Here is a 19408-nt window from a genome sequence, read left to right as displayed (position 1 = left end):
TAAATTACTTGTGCTTGTCGGAAGGAAAATTATCAGCTTCGGACTTCGGCGCTTTAAACAATTCAAGTAATTGTTCGCGGTAAAAACGCCACTGTCCGCCAATTTTTGCCGCAGGAATTTCCCCGTCTTTTACGAGTTTATACATCGTACGCTTCTTTATTCCCAAAAACTCTGCTGCGGCTTCGATATCCAGAATTTCATTATCCATAGTTCAATCCTCTTTACTGGGAGTCAAAGTTATTATCGGCAACTGTTTGGAAATATTTAGCGTTTTATGTAAAAACTTGCAGGTTTGCGGAATGACAAATATTTACGTAATTAATTTAAAAATTACTGAATTTTACTTATAGGGAAAAAGTGCTCTCGACTACTTTCCTAATTTATTCTTCTGATCGAACTTGTCCAAGAAAACGATAGATCCGATCGGCGACCTGTTCAACGACCTCGCGATTCTGGTAAAATCCCTTTTCAAGATTTTCTTGAATCATCTGAAGATCTTCTCTGGTCAGATCGGCGTTTTCCGGCGAGATATTCGCAATGATGTCGGTGGCGAGATCTGTGGATGACACCGGACTCTCGGCAGTTAAGTGGTTTTCGATAATCCCGGCAACTGCATGTAACACCTCCGGCTTGTCATAATAACCGGATTCGACCCGGGTTTTGGCCATCGCCACCGCGTCCTCACGTATTCCCGGCATGGATTTCAGGATCTCTACGGATTCCTGAATTAGCTGGGCTGCCTGTTGCAGCTCCCTGGCTTCGCTGGAAATTTCCGTAGTATCCGTCTTCCGTACCGGGTCCGAGCTCTGGGATTTTTGGTCTGGCGAGACGGCCCTGGGACCGTCTTTATCTTTGGTCCGACCCGTCTTTTGAAAACTACCGGTCAGAATATCTTTGATTCGCATAGCTGACTCTCTTTGTTAGTGCGCTTTATCGATAAAGTGAGCATTGACTGCCGGTTTTCGAAAGTAATTAGCCAGCAGTTTACTACCCTGGCTTAGCTGATTCAAGTCTTCCTGAATCGCTTTCTTATTGCTTTGGGCAATCTCCCGATTGTTCTCTTCATAATCAATAATGTTTTGTAGTAACTCTACAATCAGGTGAATTGTCCCATTGAATTCCACCTTTTGTTCGCTGTTCATTTGATTGATGAACAGTGGGTGGCGGTTCTCCAGGCGGTGAATTTGATGCTCAATCTGGTTGATCTTTTGCTGTAGTTTGCCTTTTTGCTTCAAAATCGAGGCAAGCCCCACCGTATCCTCCCGCTTCAGTGAATCCCGCTCTTCTACAGAGAGGTCGTAAAATTTCTGAAAGTTCAACAATTTATCCTGAAGCAGATCCAGGAAGATTTCGCTCAGTGTCCAGTTATCCGGCTGATTCGTTCCCATAGTATTATCCCGTTTTCGCCTGCATTCCGTCCTGATTTTTTACGATGGCAGCAAAAGACTCCCTTAGTTCAGAAAGAATATTTCTTGTTTCATCTATCGCTTTCAGATCTTTCTTGATGTCCGCATCCAGCAGACGACGCATCACATACGTATAGAGCGACTGTAGCCGTTCTGCGATCTCGCCGCCCTGTTCGAAATTCAGTGCATTCATCAGCTCCACGATAATATCCTGGGTTTTGGTGATCGCCGACGATTTTCGCTCGTAATCTTTCGCTTCGTACGCCGCTTCCGCTGCGTTCAGATTCTTGATAGCACCATCGTATAACAATACGATAATTTTCCCGGGACTCGCCGTCTGAATTTCCTGTCGTTTGTAATGTGAAGCGTATTGTCGATACATATGCTGTCTGCTCCTTCGTTGGTGGTTCAAGATTCCTACAGATACTGAGTCAGGAGTCCGTTGAGCTGACTTTGCAGCCAGTTGCTCTGGGCATTCAACCCACTGATTGTCGACTCCATCGAGAGGAATTTTCGGACCAACTCCCGGCGCTTAATCTCAAGCCGGCCTTCTTTGTCTTCAATGTCCGCATCGAAATCCTTAATAGAGTCTTGAAGTGAATCAATCTTCTGACTAACGTATCCATCATATATATCGACAACATTGTACAATTCTTGATACATTAATTCGGAGATACCGTAGGTCAGCGTGAGGTTGCCGACCGCCCCCGTAGTGGTTCCGGTGTACTCGATGGTCAGGTCTTCCACATTGGATTCGCCCTCGTCGCCGGTAAGGACTTGTCCGTCACCGGTTGCGGCTTCCCCGTTGATTGTCCCGGCCACATCCTGCCCTGTATAGACGCCGTCCGTGATACCGAATTCCGCATCGGCGGTCACGGTAAAACTGTTGCTGCCGTAGCTGCCATGGGAGATATCCAGTTCCCCGCCAGAAGACTTCGACGCTTCCAGATCCATCCGATATCTTCCGGTCACTGTTGAGGCCAAAGTATCAAAAGCCAGTGAACCTGAACCGTCGTATGCCAGAGATATCGAAAGCTGACTGGGGCCTGCAGAATCGTCTTCAATCTGTATCTGACCATTAGAATCCACAGAGGCCGTCACATTATCGTTATATGCGTTTTCTATGGTGCTGAGAATATCTCCAACCGTTTGCGTTGTGATATCGGTGAATTCGAAGGAACCGGAAACGGTATCACCGTTGCGCGCTGTCCCTGTGAACGTAATTTTTTCGCCGTCACTCAGGTCGTTCGTTGCAGTTCCTGTTGTATCAATTTCATTCAATGTTGTACTTGAAGTGATCGCACTGCCGCTCGTATTTAAATGACCTGTTGCTTCCGTGAACGCTTCCTGATAGGCGGTATCAAACTCCGAATTCAGCGCGGCAACGATTGCATCGATGTCAGTGCCGGCATCAAATGTCAGCGCCGCGGTTGCCGTTCCCTCTTCGAGTGTAATAGTCTGCTGACTTGTAAGTCCGGTGCTCAGGTTTGCAATGCCCTGCACTTCAGCTTTGGTTGCCGCCTGGGTAATGTTCACCTCGTACACCCCGGCATTTGTATCTCTGGTATGATTGATATACCGCAGTTGACTATTTTCAGACGTTCCATCCCCGATAAAAAGGCGTTGGACATCATTGAAATTATTCTGAAGCGCTGCTGTAAACTCTGTTTTGTCCAGACTGAGCTGTCCTTCATTATCCAGATTGATTCCAACCATACCAAAGGTGCTGAAATCTTCCGCGACATTTTCAACCTGCTGAATGATTATATTCCGGACATCGGACTGCACAGACCGAAGCGTCCCGTCACCGAACAACATCCCGCCGGTACCGTCCTCTTCGGAATAGGAAAATTGCTGGCTGATGGTGCCCATAACCTTGTTATAATTCGAAATAAACTTGTTTACCTCTTTGGTAATCGCTTCTGTATCCCGCCCAATAGATAAATCCATTGAGGTCCCGGAATCGGCGCTCAGCAAGTCAAGGGTAACTCCCTCGATGACATCGGTAATGGTATTGTCCGAGCGTGTAATAGTCACGCCATCGACATTGAGAGAAGCATCCGTACCGGATTGCAACTCCATTGCGCGCCCCTCGGTGTCAACGCTAACCGTTCCGAAGTCCAGTGAGCCACCGCCCTCATTATTGGAGGTGATATCCACACTTAGCTGGCTGTCGCCGCTGACCTGGTCTTCGACAACGAGTGTACCGGCGGTGAAGCCGTCAGTGCCATCGCTGATGTACGCATCCACTGCTCCGCTCCCACCGAAGGTGCTTTCGATCTCCGAAAGAAAATCGCCGATGGTATCGGTGGATGTGTCAGCAATTGTAAATGTTCCCGAGACCGTATTCCCGGAATGGTCTGTTCCGGAGATTGAGATGGTATCTCCATTCGTTACATCATTGGCGTCTACGCCGGTATCTATTTCTCCGAATGTCGTTGCCGACGTAACTGCGCCGCCCCCCGCGACGGACGTAGCCTGAAGTGCGGTATCACTGGCATGGATTTCTGCGATGGATGAAAATCCGTTTTCCACAAATCCGAGTGTCTGCAGGATATTATTTGAATCCGTAAACGATGTTGAACCGGATACGTCCAGCCGGTATACGGTGTCCCCGGCATCATTCTCTTCTGTAACAACTGAAGCGCTTAACCCGGCCGCTCCATCTATGGCGTTGGCAATGTCCACGAGAGAATCAGACGCCAGGTCGATAGAGATGGCCTGTCCGCCGATGGTAACGCTTCCGCTCTGGGCATTCGATAAGCCCAATACATCGGCGACAGCTGTATTTGCATTGGAGAACTCATTGGATTTTGCCCCGTCACTGGTCTGGAATCGGAGTGAACTGGTACTGTCAACAAGCCCCATATCCTGCAATAACGTGGTGTTATCCGCTGCCAGCAGGTCGAACCCATCACGCCCCGAGTTGTCGCTGGTGAGGACCAGCCGAAAATCATTATCCGCCGTTTCCAGGATGGTTGCGGTCACATCGGAGGCCGTACTGCCGGAATTGGCCGTATTTATTTTATTTTTGATATTTTGAAGCGTATCGGTCGTATTGACAGAAACTACACTGCCGTTAATAAGGATTTCCCCTGAGAGGTTCAGGGCGGTATCCTTTTCCGTAAAACTTTGGGAAGAAATTTTCTGCTTTAGTGCCACCTGGTTAATTGTAATATCATATGATCCAACTGACGCATCTTCGGAAGTTGAGATGGATAAAAGGTCTTCAGCATCCGTGCTGGATGAAGAGCTCAGACTACTGTTAAATTTGTTAAATGCGTCTGCGGTACGGAGTGTATCTGCCGAGGATCGTAGATTCGTGATCTGGCTGTTAATATCCTGCCAGAGATTTATCTTGGCCTCGTATTCAGACTGCTTTCGCTCAATTCTGCGGATGGGGGTCCGCTCAATTTCCATCAACTGGGCGACAATATTCGCCCAGTCAAACCCTGACGCTAATCCACTGACACTCGCCACACCGTCCGCCATGATCAGACCTCCGCGTCCACGAGAGCGCCGACCGCTTCCCGGATTTTCCCGAGGCTATCCAGGAGTTGCTCCGGGGGAATAGCGCGGATGATTTCACCGGTAGCCATATCCTGGACCTCCACCACGAGCTGCCCGCTACTCTCATGCACCCGGAAGTGTAAACTCTCCCGGACATAATTCACCTGACTGTTCAGATCCTGGATCATCCCCTGTATTTCCGACATGCGCCTGAGTGGATTTTCATTTGATGCATTCGAATTTTGGGAGTTTTGTACATGAGCAGACGGATTTGGCGCCATAACCTTGTTCACCTTTAATTGCCCTGAATGCAGGTGAGTATTTGACTTTGCCGGAAAACCGCCAGTCGCATCACCAATCGGTTTTATTGCATTCATCATAGCCCCTGTTCTCATATACCAGAATAGGGAGAGAGCCTTCCGACCCTCTCCCGTATTCCGAGTTCCCGCCCTGTTGCGGGATTAGTTGTCCATCTGGTTTTCAGCTTAACCCAGAAGCGAAAGGGCCGCCTGCGGCAGCGCATTAGCCTGAGCCAACATCGCAGTACCCGCCTGCTGCAGAATCTGTGACTTGGTGAACTGAGTCATCTCGGATGCTATATCCGTGTCACGGATGACCGATTCGGCTGCAGTCGCATTCTCAATCGATGTTGCCAGGTTTGCAGAGGCATAACTGAGCCGGTTCTGGTTAGCACCAATCGATGCACGGGCTGTGTTGACAGTACTTATAGCTGTGTCAACAAGATCCATTGCGTCCTGTGCACTGGCGAGGGTAGTCAAATTAAGACTATTAACCCCAAGGTCAGAGGACTGCACACTGTCGATACTAAAGTTGACCCTGTTATTACCATCATTGTCAGCGCCGATTTGGAAGGTACCACCAGAAGCATTTACCGTAATAGTACCTGCTAAATCACCTGCGATTCCACTCGCTGAGGCGTCAGAACTAAGCGTCAAACTAATATCAAACGCGTCGAAATCAGCAGTTGAATCTGCGGCAAGCGTTACTGTTTGACTCAAAGTTCCACTTTCAACCGCCTGAGTTATTGTGAGTTCAGCACCAGATGCTGTGACTGTATAATCTCCAGCGTCTGCACCAGACACATCATAACTCGAAATATCAACAGTACCGGATTGTACGTTAGTCTCAGCAGTGTCAAAAGCCGATGTCGATTTACCGTAACCATCCAGTAATGCTGTTCCAGAGTATTTAGTGGAATTTGCAATTCTGTCGATTTCTGTAATCAGCTGCTGTGCTTCTGCATTTATATCGCTTCGATTACCAGTTACGTTATCGGAAGCAGCCTGCGTCGACAGTTCTTTCAACCTTGTCAACATGTTATGGATCTGATCCATACCGCCTTCAGCAGTCTGAAGCATTGCAGTCGCCTGGGAGGCATTCTTAGATGCCATCTTAAACGAAGCAATATCAGCCCTGAAGTTTTGAGAGATTGAAAGACCAGCCGCATCATCAGAAGCCTTATTAATCCTCAGCCCAGAGCTAAGGCGTTCCAATGAAGTGGCCAGCATATTCTGACTTTTGTTCAGGTTCCTCTGCGCATTAATTGCAGATACGTTATTTGCTACTCGAAGTGCCATTTGTCATTCCTCCTTGAATGAGATTAGTAGTATTTGCTTCCTTGCAAATTGATGTTGGCCAACATCCTTTCTAAGAGTATTATCGGCTAGATATTTTAAACCTTTAGAACAAATTTCAACTATTTGTTTTTATTAAATTTGTAACAACTATTTGATGTGCTTACAATACCAAGATGACAATGTGATATTCCATGAGCTCGCCGGAAGTCATGGTGAGGAAGTTAGGGTTCCAATTAATTCATTACATTTTGCTACACCATCATGATTATCAATAGCGACAAATGACTTCCTTAAATTTTGTAATATTTGTGCATCAACAGCATTATTTTGTAATAGGAGGTTATAGTATTTTATACTCTTATTATATATATCCGCTTTAAAATAGTAATCGCCAATTTTTCTGATTATTTCGAAATCACCGGTGATTTTATAAGATAATTCCAATGATAAATTCATACAAAAATATGCGTTATTCTGTAGATAGTTTTCACCCAGCACTTCATATACAGGAGCAAAATCACGAAGCCCATCAATTACCCTATTGTATTGGATACCCGATATTTCTATTAAAATCTCTGTAACTTGAACAAAATTCTCTACCAAGTCATTTTGCAATAAGAAATGACTAATTATTAATAAAATGTAATCAGGTAAATTATTATAAGAGCTTACAGTGTCCAGAATAGTAGAGATTTGTTCTTCCAATAGTTCAGTTTTATTTAATTCGTACGCTGCCTGAATTAATAAGTACTGAAACTCCCTTGTCTTGACCAAATCTGAATTAAATTTTTCAAAAGTATCTATTATATGTTCTTGTTGGTTTTGTTTTTGTAGAGTTTTGAGTACTCCTAAAAATATATCATTGAAGAAATCAAGGTGACTTTGCTGTATGTGGCTAAACAGATTAATAATTTCGTCTGTCGCATTCTCACTTTCTAAAATAAACTTGGTTAAAGGTAAAAATACATCAGAGTGGTTTTCTCCAATTGATTGGTAAATATCACCTGTTAACCGTAAAAGTAATGGACCATTTTTAGTCGTTTCTGCATTTTTCAATAATTCCTTCCAAAGTTTTTCTTTTGCATATACTATCATTTGTACTGCCGACCAGAGCTCCCAAAACTTATCAGTATCTCCTAATACTAAATAAGCACTTAGTAGCCAATATTGTATTCCCTCCCTACTCGATTCATCAACATGAAAAATAAACTGTCCACCGGACTCGACAGGATCCTTTGCTATAAGGTCATATGACTCTAAATAAAATTCCCCGTATCGTTTTACAGACTCATAATCTTTCTCTTTCAAGGCAATATTTGTTAAAAGAAAATACAGACCTATATCGTGTTTATTCTTTTGCACCCCCTTTTTCGCCCAATATTTGGCGGCCTTATAATCATCTTTTACCAAGTAACTCCCAGTTAAGGTAAAATATGCTGAATTATATAGCCGCTTGTCTTTGCCGTCATCGGGCATCAATTCAAGGGATTTCTCGGCATATTGTATGGTTTTTTCGAGATCATTTATTGAACCATATGCATTTGACAAATAAAAATAAGCCTCAAAATCCTCAGGATTTTCATCAATACGCTTTTTTAGCAGTTCGGAAGTTCGTTGAAATTTTGCATCCATTTTTTCTGGATCTAAATCATACCCATAATGGTGTATTTCGAGATTTGAATTTTTAGGGATACCGTCATAAACAGCTTTATTATGCACAATTCCTTCATAATGAACCCCGACTCCATTTCGGAAAATCCTTGCACTTTTGAAACGTACAGTTTCTGTTTCATCGCTTTTATGGTCAACCACAGTTGCCATTACTGCATGCACTTCCTCATTCATTTCCCTTAGGTGTGATTTCATTTTATGTACCGACACTTTTTCTGAATCGATTTTTTCATCAGCATCAATAATTAAGAACCAATCTCCCGTCGCGTAGGAAATCGATTGGTTACGGTGTTTACTAAAATCATTCTCCCAAGGGTGGTAATAAATCTTTGCGCCATAAGATTTTGAAATTTCAACGGTTCCGTCATCCGAACCCGTGTCCACTACTATGATTTCATCCACAATATCTTTGATGCTCTCAAGGCATTGCGGCAGGAGTTCCTCTTCGTTTTTGACCATCATGCAGGCGGAGATTTTTATATTATTTTTTAACATGACGTTTATTGTTCTTTCTTTACAAATTTTTTTTCAAAAATTGACATTACCTCATTAATTGCTGCTTGCTTTACATGCCTACCATCATCTTCGAAGGGAGCCGGGCAGGCATTCATTACGATTTCATAGGATGGAAAATAGTGTACATTATTATGCTGAAATGAAAAATAATCGGCTGCTACACGTAAGGTAGATTTTGAAAGAGTATTGGCAGTAACTACGTCCACATCCATTCGGAAAGTCGCAAATAGCGGTACAGGGGAAACAGTTATAATTATATCTGCATTTGGATTATGTAAACTTACAATTTCCCACACCTTATCCAGATCATTTAGACAGTCGTCAACTGTTTGTACGTAAAACTCATGTATATCCGGGTTATATATTCTGGGAGATGGAACCCTATAATATGTCATGCCATCTCGCTTATCTCGCCACGTCTCAATTAAGCCTAATGTTATTATCACAACGTCCGATTGGACCAATGCATTCCGTGATGCAGCCCTATGATTTTCAAAGTCCTCCTCGGCCGTGTTTTTATTATATAATATGTCTCTCCGAAAAGGGTCTTGTAACATTTCTCCCTTCGGCCACCATCGTGTCAATGGATTCCAATTTTGGTCAAATGTATATTCAAAAATTTGTCGTATAGAGGCGGTATTAAAAACCTGATCCCAATGGGCTGAGGCTTGCTGAAAAGGTTTTTCTGTGACTAAATAGTTAAATCCTTTACTCATTAAATATTTTGCAACATTTCTCGCAAAACAGCTACCCATTGAAGTAATAGGAGTTGATTTTGAAATAAAATTTACGTTATTATCTTTATCAATATTTGTGAATAATTTTGGTTTGATGTTGGGTGGATATTTTTGATGATTAAATTTTTTAAAATCCCAAATAGTAGTTGTCTGAACTAATTGCTTATTGGAGTTTCTTACAGGACGATACTGTTCATCATAATTAAAATTGATCAAACTCACCTTGCATTGTTTTAATAAGGTATAGTGATAATTCTGTGCCCACTCCTCCGGCTTCGGAAAGCTCCCTCCCGTCTGCTTATTCAGTGGCGTCTCCAGGATGGACTGAATCTCTTCCTCATCAAAACCTGTAAGTCCCAGGAAGTCAAAGAGTTCTTTGGAAACCTCCGGATTCTCAATCATATCCTCGAATCGCACGATATGATACCGGTCGTTCGGGATGTCCTCCAGGTATTGCTGAATCCTCGTATACGTCTCATTCCACAGCCAGCAGACCTTCTCGAACTGGGACATGGCCTGCCAGCGCTCGAAATCAGGATGGGACGGTTCGGGGCGCAGGCGTCCGGAATCCCAGGGATGGCCGTTATAATAATTCCGGCGCATACCCGACCGAACAAAATCCCAGGGATTGCGGACGAGTACAATAAATTTGGAATCAGGAATTTCCTCAGTGATTGCAGTGGTGAACGGCGTCATGTTGTGATCCAGTTCGCCGAAAATAAGGTCATGCTGCCAGGCCTCAGTGATCACCGATTTTCTGGCCTGCCAGAACGTTTCTGCGGTGTCGATATTCTCGTGATAAGCTGCTAATGTCTGGTCTACAAGGTACGGCTGCGGATGATGATACACCCTGGCGTTCGTCGCCGTATCCAGAATATGAGAGAGGGTCATCGTCCCGCAACGGCCTGATGACAGCGTGAAAAAGGCTTGTCCGGTGTCCGCAGGTTGCGTTGACCTTTTGGGATTCAGCTTATTATTTAATTCATCAATGCCGGCCAAGATAACTTTTTCTATGTCCGGGCTGAATGCCGCCGGATGGCTATACACGTATTTCGCTGTATCGGCTTCGTAGCCGCGCTCTTTGACCTGGGTACTGTTCGGGAGATAAGCCTGTAACCCGTTTGTATATCCCAGGATAAATTGTGTGGTTGAATTTTCTGTTCGGGATAAAATTGATCGGGCGAGTTCACCAACCGGCTCACCGGGGAATGTCAATATTTTGACAGAGCCTCCGAGGGAAAGTTTACTCATTTCCATATCAAATGATTCTTTCGACGCTTCTCCGTTTGATGCCTCCAGGATATCCGCCCATTGGGTTTGGAGACTCGGCCCATCCGATAATTCCCGTATTTGCGCTATTTCCGAGTTAATATCAACTGCCTGATACGGGATTTCTAAAGTGGTGAGCGCCGCGGTTACCTTCCCCTCTGTCCGCATTAACACATTCTCCTTTGCCTCGAGAACCACCTCAGCTAATTTCTTCCCATTGCGGGCAACATCTTGAGGCGACTGCGCAAATTGTGGGGTTTTTGCATCACCATTGACTTCTTTCACAGATCCTGCCGCGCCCTGGAGAAACATGACATCGATGGAATCTACAGTGGATTTTACGAACTCCCGAAGATACGCGGGATAATCTGCGGTAATAACAGCCGATCCACCTAAACCGGTGGGATGACAGCCGTGATTGACAAGCAGTATATTTTTTTCATCCTGAACCAAATTGATTTCAAGAAATGGAGTTTTCCGTGGATAATACCCGTCAGGATTGACACCAAACTCCACAGTTCCGTTCCGGTTCAGACGCCGGTTGACTCCAATCTGAGCGTCAAACTCACCGGAATAGATGTAACAGGGCTGCAGACTGTTCCAGAGGGATTCCATCTGCTGGGCAATTGCCTGGACAATCTGGGTAGCATACTGCTCATAATATGGACCTAATGCCGGTGGTAATCCGCTCACGGTACCAGGCGCGTAGTGTGTGTGCGATGCGTTCAGGATAATCCGCTCTGCAGGTATTCCCCACGGTTTCAACAATTCCCTTACCTTTGAAACCATCTTCTGACCAAACCCGAAAATATCGGCAGAGACGAGGAGTGTTTTTTCGTATTCGGAATCTTCAATCAGCAACATCTGCATTGTGAGCGGAGTCAGGACTTCGTTCGTCTCACGAGGCGGCCCGGCGTAACCCTGCAGTGCGATTGATTGTCCATTTGAAACATCTGGTGTGATATTAATTGAGGTAAAAGCCGCCCTGTACTCAGTTTCTTGTTCTAACAGATTAGTTAAAATTCCAAAGATAATTCGGTCGTCTTGATCCAGATACTTAGCCTGCTCAAGTGAATGATACCGCACCTGAAGTAACTCGCGTCCTTTATCGAATGAGGACATATCGATCAGGTTATTTCGAACATCCTGATGATTTGGAGCACTTGCCAAAGCCCGGAGAAAATAGTCTATTGCTGCCTCATAGTTTTCATCGGCTGAGGAGATTACACCCAAATCATTCAGAACCTCCAGATGTTCAGGATGATCCCTATAAAGTTCTTTTAATAATTTGGTGGCCTTCTCTGTATCACCCTGCTGGAAAAGCTGCTCAACCTCAGCAATTTGTTCATCAATGTCGTTGTTATTGTCATTGTCAATAAATCCATCTGCACCTAATTCCAAAGCCTCACGATATTGGTCTTTAACAGCAGAATCGTTTATGTCACCAGCAAATTTTTCAAATATGGAACGGGCTTTACTCTTCTGATTTTGACTGAAATACTGATCCAACAAATTATAAAACGCATTCTCATTGGACGGCTGGAGGGCCAGAACTTTTTCGAAATATTCTATGGCTTGTTCGGTCTGTCCCAGTTCGGAATTGACGACGCCGGCATCGTTTAGGGCTTCAGTATTTTCGGGCTCCTCCTGGATTACCGAGGTGAATAGTTCGAGGGCTTTCTCAAGTTCGCCGTTTTGAAAATGTTGTTCTCCGGCGATGATATCGTCTTTATATGCGTTGGCAGTGGTGGTCATGGATTTACCAGTGTTATAGTGTTCAGGTGTTTAAGTGTTCAGGTTGAAAACCGTGTTAAAGTGTTAGTGTGTTAATGTGTTCCAGTTGGAACCTTCCATAGGTCATTAGCATAATTTCTACCCCGATCATTCAGGGCGGGGGTTACAATTCCCGATCCGTTTTTCGTAATTAAACTCTTCCTCTGTTTGTTCTGTATCAGTCGGTGTAATCTGTGGACCATTTTTTTCAGTGTTGCTCAGTGGCAGTTTTCGGTGTTTTTCAGTGTTCAATTAGTGGTTTGTACCGTGTTAACCTATGTTCTTTTATAGCAGTTGTGAAAGGTTCATTTGTGAAATTGTTTTAGCGCCAGAGAGTGCAGTTTGATAGGTGTTGCGGGCGGATTCCAGCCCGATCACCGCTTCTACCAAATCGATCTCCTCAACTTCCCCCAGATGTTCCTTATGGCGAATCTTTTCTTCTTCTGACATTTCCCTAACATTCTCCACCTGGTTGTGGAGTGAACCGATAAATGAGATGTTCCTGTTTACATTCTGGAACGTTGTATCAATCTCATCGATTTTTTCCCGGATAGTCTCTCCGTCGTTATTCTCCAGAGCGGTCACTAGCTCATTCACCGTTTCGAAGATGTTTTTATAAGTATCGGACTTGAAAATCTCTTCCCCGGTATGATTCACCTTCAGAGCGATCCCCTCCTTGATGTTCAGGTAAATGTTTCCGTCATCCCCGCCATAAGTTCCGTCCCCAGCGAAGGTAGTGGAACCGGTTTGATGTCCGGCAAAGATAGAACGATTACTCACTTTGGTATTCGCAAGTGAAAGTAACTGATCCTTGAGAGTGCGTACCTCTTCGGCCGCAATTTCCCTGGTATTTTCATTGGAGTTTGAGCTACCCTGGGCAAGGGTAATCTCCTTGAGACGTACCAGAAGATCGCTGCTCTGTGACAGTGCCGCTTCCGATGCGTTTAACCAGGTTTTCGCGTAAGTGTGATTCCGGGAGAATTGATCGATTTTATTCAGACTGGTATGCAGTTGCTGCGCCTTCATTGCACCCAGCGGATCGTCAGACGGCCGGTTGATTCGCTTTCCGGACGCGATCTGTTCCTGGTATTTATAGACATTCTCGGATGACTTCTGAACATTCCGCTTGATTGCCCGATACAATATGGAGTTGGTAATTCGCATTAGTCTTCTTTGGAATCCAGGTCTTGTTGCGATTGGTTTTTGTTCCGTAATGCCTCGGCGATTCCCTTCATGGAATCAGGCAGGGATTGCATAGCTGCCAGGTTTTCTTCCTTAATTTCTTCGTACAGTTCACTTCGGACTATCGGGACCGACCTGGGCGCTTCAATGCCGAGTTTGACCGAATCTCCCTGGACTTCCAGAACTTTGACGACAATGTCCTGCCCAATAATGATTGATTCTTCCTTCTGCCGCGTGAGTACCAGCATCAGCCCGTTTTTACCTCCGTCCCGTTTTTCGACCAGTCGTACCGAATTGGCAGGGATTCATCCGGTAGAATTACCTGGAGTGCCAGGCGCTTATTCGGATTAATTATAATCGGGCTTCGCAGGTTTATGGTTGGGGCAGCATTTTCTCTGGGATGTGCAACACACATTAACGCAAGATCTTCAGAGGTGTCCGATTCCAGGGTTTCAAAGGCGTCATCCGGAATGGACATCTCATAGCGGTCAACAACCAGAAATGGATCCAGCAGCGGGAGCGCTTCTCCCACATTTTCTTCGAGTATAAACCATTTGATGGGATCAAATTCCGGATCGGAGACCCAGACGGCATGCCGGACATCTTCAAAGCCTGGTATGCCCCGTGGGAGGGTAATCCGGTTCTCCGTTTCGTATTCGATTTCTCCTATCGGGCTCTTGATTGTCCGTTTCATTGTTCTTCTATCCTACCAGGTTTATGAGTGTGGTCATCATTTCATTGGCCACGGATACCAGCCGGGCGGCTGCCGTGTAACTATGCTGAAATTTCATCATATCCGCCATCTCTTCGTCGACGGAAACGCCAACGGTTGAATCGCGATAATTCTCCAATTGATCGACCAGCAGTTGATGGTTTTCCTCATTTTGCTGAGAATCCACCGTATCAAATCCGACGTCGGCATAGAGGGAATTGTAATAATCACTGAAAGTCGTGCTCCGATCCTGCAACACCTTGATGTCCCGCAGATTGGCAATCCGGCGGGCAATTGTATTATCACCGGGCCCATTAGATGTATGCACATTGTTGACCCAGTCATGAGCCCCCTCAGCCGTCGCGATTTTTGAGGCATCATTCAGGATATCCAGGTTTATTTCGATACTGTCGGCGTTCGTGACATTCGGGTTGAAAAAATTGATATCCGTATCGCCGTTCAAATCGAATCCCAGCGAATGATGGCTGTTTACGTTATCCACCAGGCTGGATGCGATATCATCAATCGTATTCGTATATCCGGTCAAATATGAATCCCGCACCTGAAGCAGGCCGCCAATTTCCCCGCCGGTGACCGTAAGTTCGTGACCGCTTGCTATAATTTTCGTAGAACTTTGTGTTCCGTCCGATACAGTGGTCGCGTCGAGTTCCGTCAGGCTTCGCCTGTCCAGCAATATTATCCCATCATATGATACCTGGACTGCCCCGGCACTGGTCTCCTGTACGTCCACATCCATCTTTTTGGAGAGTTCTTTCAGCAGGAGATTTCGGGAGTCCCGTAAATCATTGGCTGTATTTCCGTTGGACTCCGCATACTCAATTGTTTCATTCAGATCGTAGATCTGGCTCAGGATTCTGTTCACATCTTTCACGGAGCTGCCAATTTCGAAATTGATATTTTTCCGCACCTCATTCATTCCGCTTGCCATTGAATGAAATTTATCCACCAGCGTTCTGGCCTTCTGAATCACCTGTGCCCTGAATTCCATACTCTCCGGATTACTGCTCAAATCTTCCCAGGAGTTGAAAAATTTATTCATAACGGCGTTCAGGTCGGATTCACCGACCCCGGCAAACAGCGTTTCGATCTGTTCTAAAATCCGGCGGCTGGTTTCTGAGTGACCCAGCAGTCCCATCTCTGACCGGATCCTTCGATCAGCAAATTCCGCTTGTCGCTGACGGACCCTGCCGGCATCAACTCCCTGTCCGATTATATTTTCAATATTTTGCAGCCCCGGTCGGCCGGAAAAGCTGATTTCCTGCCTGGAATATCCCTCGGTATTGGCATTGGCAATATTATGACTGACCACATTCATCCCGGCCTGCTGAGCCAGGATTGCCGATTTTGCTATGTTTAGTAGTCCGGTTATTCCGCTCATAGAAGAGCCCTAAATGGCGCCATCGATCAGATGTTTTTCAACGTTGCTGTTCACGTCGCCTGCCGCGTTATAGGTATTAGCGAGCTTATCCGATTGGGCATAGATATTCAGATTCGCATTCACGATTTCCAGAGATCGTTTGAGCAGTACCTGGTTTTTATAATTCGTGGTGGTTACATCCTTCACTACGACGGCTAAACTTTTCTGCAGATTCCTGAGGTTTTCTCCCTCTGGCTTGCCCATCATGGTGATTATATCGGAAAGTTTAATGGAATCTTCACCATTCCCGGCTGGGAGTCCCAGCGAATTCAAATCCTCCTGAATCGATGAGAGAAAGTCCATTCGCTTTTTCTCAAGTCGGGTCACCTGTTCCAGCTGCCGATCCTTGCGTTCAACGATAGCCTGGAGCTCCCCCACATACCAGTTGACCAGGGCATCCTGCTCTTCATGTAAAATTTCGAGCAATTTATCGTACGCTTTCAGTTCAACATTCAGGATGTTGACAAGGCGATTCGTCAGCTGTTTCATAATTTTGTACCCTTCTCCGTTGATATAGAGCGCTGCTTCAAGACTTCGATTGTATTCTGCTTCAATGGGAAATATTTCTCCTTCTGTTGGATCGACTTTTCCCGGATGTCGCCGTTTTCCGGACCAGCCTGGGCGGCGCTGCCCAACCGCATATTATTTTCAATGATTTCTGCCAGGCCGATACCGCCGGACCCGGAAATCTGAGACGCCAGTTTTTCCGTGAACAGTCCCTGCCAGACTTTCCCCTGCTCACTGCTTCCGAAGAGTCCGTCAGACAGCATGGATTTATTCATCTGCTGGAGCATTTGCTGGAGTAAAACGCCTTCCAGCATTTCACCGAATCCCCTGGTGCCCTTCATCTCCAGTTCCCGGCGTACATGGTCGTATCGATTGGGCGCTGGTTGCTGCCCCTGTATTAAAAGTGAATTATCCATATTCATCCCGTTACATGATTACTAATTCTGCCTGGAGTGAGCCTGCAGTTTTTAAGGCCTGAAAAATGCCGATCAGATCCCGCGGCTTCACACCGAGCGCATTCAAAGCTGTGGCCACTTCCCCGACTGTGGCACTCTGTTCCAGTACCTTTACCGCCGGTTCGTCCTCATCTCCCTCCTCATTGACCTGGATTTGCGCATCGGGCACCACAGCTGTTTGGCCCTGGGGACTAAACGGTGCCGGCTGGGAAATGAGAGGTCGTTGCTGTATTTCTATAGTAATGGACCCGTGAGAAATTGCCGCAGCACTCAACCGTACATTGGTCCCAACAACGATGGTTCCGGTTCGTTCGTTGATCACGACTCTGGCTGGTGCATCCACATCCACTTCCAGTGTTTCCAACACTGCGACAAACGAAACCGGGTTGATATCACCACCGGCCTCAGGGAATTGTACCTGGATCGTGGCTTGATCCACAGGTTCGGCGACGGCTTCTTCGAAATAGGCATTAATCCTATCGGAAATGTTCAAGGCCGTGGAAAAATCGGGATCATTAATCGCCAATGAGACGGAATTATTATTCACATAATTTACACGGCGTCCCCGCAGCATGGTTGCACCGCGGACAACGCGCCCCACAAGCGTATGATTTTTCTTCACACGATCCCCCATACCTGATCCAACGGAAAAACCTCCAACTGTCACAGGACCCTGTGCCTGTGAGTAGACATTCCCGTTCGGCGCAGTGAGCGGTGTGATAAGCAGTGTTCCGCCCTCAAGACTTGTTGCATCACCTATACTCGATACCGTTGCATCGATTTGCGTTCCCTGCTGAATAAATGGTGGTACATTGGCTGTGACCATCACTGCCGCCACATTTCTCAAGCGCAGCTGCTCGGGAGAGACAGTCAGGCCAAATCGTTCCAGCATATTGGTAAGGGATTGGGTTGCAATCCGGGCAGTCTGCAGATTTCGATCCCCGGTTCCGTCAAGACCAATAACCAGACCATACCCAATGACCTGCAAATCGGATAATCCTACGACCTTTGCGACATCTTTAATACGTGAAGGTGCCGCAATAATCTGAACCGAGAAAACCATTAAAGCAATTATTGAGATGAATCGCTTAATCATCTTTAAAATAACCAGTTAAGTATTCTTCGAATTATACCGGGTTTATGGCCTGCTGCCACAACACCACGGCCTTCATACGTGATCTCCGCATCGGCGACCAGATACGAATAGACCGTATTATCCGGCTGGATATCCCGTGGGCGAACCATCTCCCGAAGCTGCATTATTTGCTTCTCTTTATTGACGTCAATAATACGCTGACCACTGATCCAATAAGTCCCACCTGGCATGATAGAATCGATACGCACCGTTATTTTCCCGGAAAGTGACCCAGTCCGCGAATTCGATCCGGATCCTGAATAGGAATTTGATATACTGCCACCCGCCCCGGCTTCCGGGATGAAGCCGAGAAATCCTGTGCCTTGTGACAGGGAGACCGCCGCTTCATCTTCGGATTCGGTCTCTGTCTGTGCCTGGTTTTCTCCCTCAGCAAATTCCATAATAAGCACAGTGATCAGATCGCCGGGCTGGCGCGCTTTATGGTCAGTATAAAGCGAGTTGAGGGACTGTCCCAATAGTCCGACACCCGTCAATAGCATTACTGCGATTGGAAAAATTTTCCTGATCATAGGTTTTGCATGGTTTGGATTTGGATTGTTGAAGGATTAATCACAGTGCCGGTGACGATTTTCCCGCTCTGGCGCTCTTTTACTCTGATTTGTTCAGTCAGTGCACCTGAATCCACCGCCCGTCCGTAACTTTGTACCGTAATGTTGCCGTGTCGAAGTACTACCTGTACCGTCTGTCCGGAGGAAATCACCTGTCGCTTCCGTACCATGGTTGAAACCACCACGTCACCCTTTCGGATATTCCTTCGCGCCTGGAGACCGATTTCGGGCTCAATTGATGTAATCGCGTATTGCGATTCACGTAGTCCCAGGGATCGTGGCTCCCGCAGGGTATTTGTATCTGTAATCATCTCGCCACGCGGGATATCGCTGGCTGCAATAAAAACGTGTTGGGTGATTTTAATGTCCAGGAGGAGTGAAAAGGCTTTTTGATATCCACCATTGATAACCGAGCCTGACAGTGCAAAACGCCCTGGGCGTATCGGCCCCTGACGGGTGAAATGGACCGTGAAGTCACCTTCCGGGAATACAGTGATTTGCGGCTCCCGGATGTACGCCCACCTAACGCTGCGTTCCTGACCTGGATCTTTTCTCGACTGGAGATACCTGTCAATGAATGGTTTCATGTCGGCGCCGGAAAGGGCCCGGGCATCAGATTCTATGGTAATAGGAAAATTGGCATCTATTTTGACATGGTTTTCCAGGCTATGGGTTTTGAGCTGCTTAATCACCTGGTACTCATATATTTGTTGGTCGTTACCGGGATTTCGCAATTCAATAAGGGTGATCTTTTTCACCTGGTCAGCAAGTGGAGAACTCACTGGGGATACAGAAAATACTTCACCAAGCAAAACAGTTGATGATTTCACAGTAACCTTGCCTGACGTTTTGGGGCTGATGACAATACCCTGGGCACGCACAATACCGCAGAATATTGTCACCAGCAGGAGAACTGTACCCCAAAATCTA

General features: G+C 46.0%; 18 protein-coding genes. All 18 read right to left on the bottom strand.

The window, feature by feature from the left end; genetic code table 11:
- Positions 1–4: 4 nt before the first annotated feature.
- Entirely contained in the window at positions 5–208 is a 204-nt protein-coding gene (locus K9N57_01740; protein MCF7802889.1) for a helix-turn-helix domain-containing protein, read from the bottom strand.
- 172 nt (positions 209–380) lie between these two features.
- A complete protein-coding gene (locus K9N57_01735) occupies positions 381–905 on the bottom strand; it encodes a flagellar biosynthesis anti-sigma factor FlgM (GenBank protein ID MCF7802888.1) in 525 nt (174 codons plus the stop codon).
- Between the two features lie 15 nt (positions 906–920).
- Positions 921–1388, bottom strand: a complete 468-nt coding sequence (locus K9N57_01730) for a flagellar protein FlgN (GenBank protein MCF7802887.1) — start codon at positions 1386–1388, stop codon at positions 921–923.
- 4 nt (positions 1389–1392) lie between these two features.
- Positions 1393–1788: a flagellar export chaperone FliS gene (gene fliS, locus K9N57_01725; protein ID MCF7802886.1), complete on the bottom strand. Its 396-nt coding sequence runs from the start codon at positions 1786–1788 to the stop codon at positions 1393–1395.
- Positions 1789–1823: 35 nt separating this feature from the next.
- Entirely contained in the window at positions 1824–4898 is a 3075-nt protein-coding gene (gene fliD, locus K9N57_01720) for a flagellar filament capping protein FliD (GenBank protein ID MCF7802885.1), read from the bottom strand.
- Positions 4899–4900: 2 nt separating this feature from the next.
- A complete protein-coding gene (locus tag K9N57_01715; protein ID MCF7802884.1) occupies positions 4901–5296 on the bottom strand; it encodes a flagellar protein FlaG in 396 nt (131 codons plus the stop codon).
- Between the two features lie 105 nt (positions 5297–5401).
- Complete coding sequence (locus tag K9N57_01710) at positions 5402–6514, bottom strand: flagellin (GenBank protein ID MCF7802883.1); 1113 nt, start codon at positions 6512–6514, stop codon at positions 5402–5404.
- A gap of 207 nt (positions 6515–6721) precedes the next feature.
- Positions 6722–8680, bottom strand: coding sequence for a glycosyltransferase (locus tag K9N57_01705; GenBank protein MCF7802882.1), 1959 nt, complete (start codon positions 8678–8680; stop codon positions 6722–6724).
- A gap of 5 nt (positions 8681–8685) precedes the next feature.
- Positions 8686–12462, bottom strand: a complete 3777-nt coding sequence (locus K9N57_01700) for a GSCFA domain-containing protein (GenBank protein ID MCF7802881.1) — start codon at positions 12460–12462, stop codon at positions 8686–8688.
- 303 nt (positions 12463–12765) lie between these two features.
- Positions 12766–13644 (bottom strand): flagellar hook-associated protein FlgL, encoded by an 879-nt coding sequence (flgL, locus tag K9N57_01695; protein ID MCF7802880.1) that lies wholly within the window; start codon positions 13642–13644, stop codon positions 12766–12768.
- The gene (gene csrA / locus K9N57_01690; GenBank protein ID MCF7802879.1) at positions 13644–13910 is read right to left on the bottom strand and encodes a carbon storage regulator CsrA; all 267 of its coding nucleotides are present in this window, start codon (positions 13908–13910) and stop codon (positions 13644–13646) included. The genes flgL and csrA overlap by 1 nt, the downstream gene beginning before the upstream one ends.
- Positions 13910–14356 carry a flagellar assembly protein FliW gene (locus tag K9N57_01685; GenBank protein ID MCF7802878.1) on the bottom strand — a complete coding sequence of 149 codons (447 nt, stop codon included), beginning with the start codon at positions 14354–14356 and terminating at the stop codon, positions 13910–13912. The genes csrA and K9N57_01685 overlap by 1 nt, the downstream gene beginning before the upstream one ends.
- Positions 14357–14363: 7 nt before the next feature.
- The gene (gene flgK, locus K9N57_01680; protein ID MCF7802877.1) at positions 14364–15773 is read right to left on the bottom strand and encodes a flagellar hook-associated protein FlgK; all 1410 of its coding nucleotides are present in this window, start codon (positions 15771–15773) and stop codon (positions 14364–14366) included.
- A 9-nt stretch (positions 15774–15782) separates the two neighbouring features.
- On the bottom strand, positions 15783–16301 hold the full coding sequence (locus K9N57_01675) for a flagellar protein FlgN (GenBank protein MCF7802876.1): 519 nt from the start codon (positions 16299–16301) through the stop codon (positions 15783–15785).
- The gene (locus tag K9N57_01670) at positions 16298–16735 is read right to left on the bottom strand and encodes a rod-binding protein (protein MCF7802875.1); all 438 of its coding nucleotides are present in this window, start codon (positions 16733–16735) and stop codon (positions 16298–16300) included. The genes K9N57_01675 and K9N57_01670 overlap by 4 nt, the downstream gene beginning before the upstream one ends.
- A gap of 10 nt (positions 16736–16745) precedes the next feature.
- Positions 16746–17870 carry a flagellar basal body P-ring protein FlgI gene (locus K9N57_01665; protein MCF7802874.1) on the bottom strand — a complete coding sequence of 375 codons (1125 nt, stop codon included), beginning with the start codon at positions 17868–17870 and terminating at the stop codon, positions 16746–16748.
- Positions 17871–17872: 2 nt separating this feature from the next.
- Positions 17873–18439, bottom strand: coding sequence for a flagellar basal body L-ring protein FlgH (locus tag K9N57_01660; GenBank protein MCF7802873.1), 567 nt, complete (start codon positions 18437–18439; stop codon positions 17873–17875).
- The gene (gene flgA / locus K9N57_01655; protein ID MCF7802872.1) at positions 18436–19308 is read right to left on the bottom strand and encodes a flagellar basal body P-ring formation chaperone FlgA; all 873 of its coding nucleotides are present in this window, start codon (positions 19306–19308) and stop codon (positions 18436–18438) included. Before flgA ends, K9N57_01660 begins: the two co-directional genes overlap by 4 nt.
- Between the last annotated feature and the right edge of the window lie 100 nt (positions 19309–19408).

Source organism: Candidatus Neomarinimicrobiota bacterium (assembly GCA_021734025.1).
Classification (GTDB): domain Bacteria; phylum Fidelibacterota; class JAANXI01; order JAANXI01; family JAANXI01; genus JAANXI01.
Note: the sequence above shows the minus strand (reverse complement) of the source record. Positions and strands in the feature narration are given on the sequence as shown.

Bases quoted from the DNA above. Each gene is read 5' to 3' on its own strand.
- K9N57_01735 (MCF7802888.1), bottom strand. From the start codon at position 905: ATGCGAATCAAAGATATTCTGACCGGTAGTTTTCAAAAGACGGGTCGG.
- K9N57_01715 (MCF7802884.1), bottom strand. From the start codon at position 5,296: ATGATGAATGCAATAAAACCGATTGGTGATGCGACTGGCGGTTTTCCG.
- K9N57_01740 (MCF7802889.1), bottom strand. From the start codon at position 208: ATGGATAATGAAATTCTGGATATCGAAGCCGCAGCAGAGTTTTTGGGA.
- K9N57_01660 (MCF7802873.1), bottom strand. From the start codon at position 18,439: ATGATCAGGAAAATTTTTCCAATCGCAGTAATGCTATTGACGGGTGTC.
- flgK (MCF7802877.1), bottom strand. From the start codon at position 15,773: ATGAGCGGAATAACCGGACTACTAAACATAGCAAAATCGGCAATCCTG.
- K9N57_01675 (MCF7802876.1), bottom strand. From the start codon at position 16,301: ATGAAACAGCTGACGAATCGCCTTGTCAACATCCTGAATGTTGAACTG.
- K9N57_01710 (MCF7802883.1), bottom strand. From the start codon at position 6,514: ATGGCACTTCGAGTAGCAAATAACGTATCTGCAATTAATGCGCAGAGG.
- csrA (MCF7802879.1), bottom strand. From the start codon at position 13,910: ATGCTGGTACTCACGCGGCAGAAGGAAGAATCAATCATTATTGGGCAG.
- K9N57_01665 (MCF7802874.1), bottom strand. From the start codon at position 17,870: ATGATTAAGCGATTCATCTCAATAATTGCTTTAATGGTTTTCTCGGTT.
- K9N57_01700 (MCF7802881.1), bottom strand. From the start codon at position 12,462: ATGACCACCACTGCCAACGCATATAAAGACGATATCATCGCCGGAGAA.
- K9N57_01685 (MCF7802878.1), bottom strand. From the start codon at position 14,356: ATGAAACGGACAATCAAGAGCCCGATAGGAGAAATCGAATACGAAACG.
- K9N57_01670 (MCF7802875.1), bottom strand. From the start codon at position 16,735: ATGGATAATTCACTTTTAATACAGGGGCAGCAACCAGCGCCCAATCGA.
- K9N57_01730 (MCF7802887.1), bottom strand. From the start codon at position 1,388: ATGGGAACGAATCAGCCGGATAACTGGACACTGAGCGAAATCTTCCTG.
- flgL (MCF7802880.1), bottom strand. From the start codon at position 13,644: ATGCGAATTACCAACTCCATATTGTATCGGGCAATCAAGCGGAATGTT.
- fliS (MCF7802886.1), bottom strand. From the start codon at position 1,788: ATGTATCGACAATACGCTTCACATTACAAACGACAGGAAATTCAGACG.
- fliD (MCF7802885.1), bottom strand. From the start codon at position 4,898: ATGGCGGACGGTGTGGCGAGTGTCAGTGGATTAGCGTCAGGGTTTGAC.
- K9N57_01705 (MCF7802882.1), bottom strand. From the start codon at position 8,680: ATGTTAAAAAATAATATAAAAATCTCCGCCTGCATGATGGTCAAAAAC.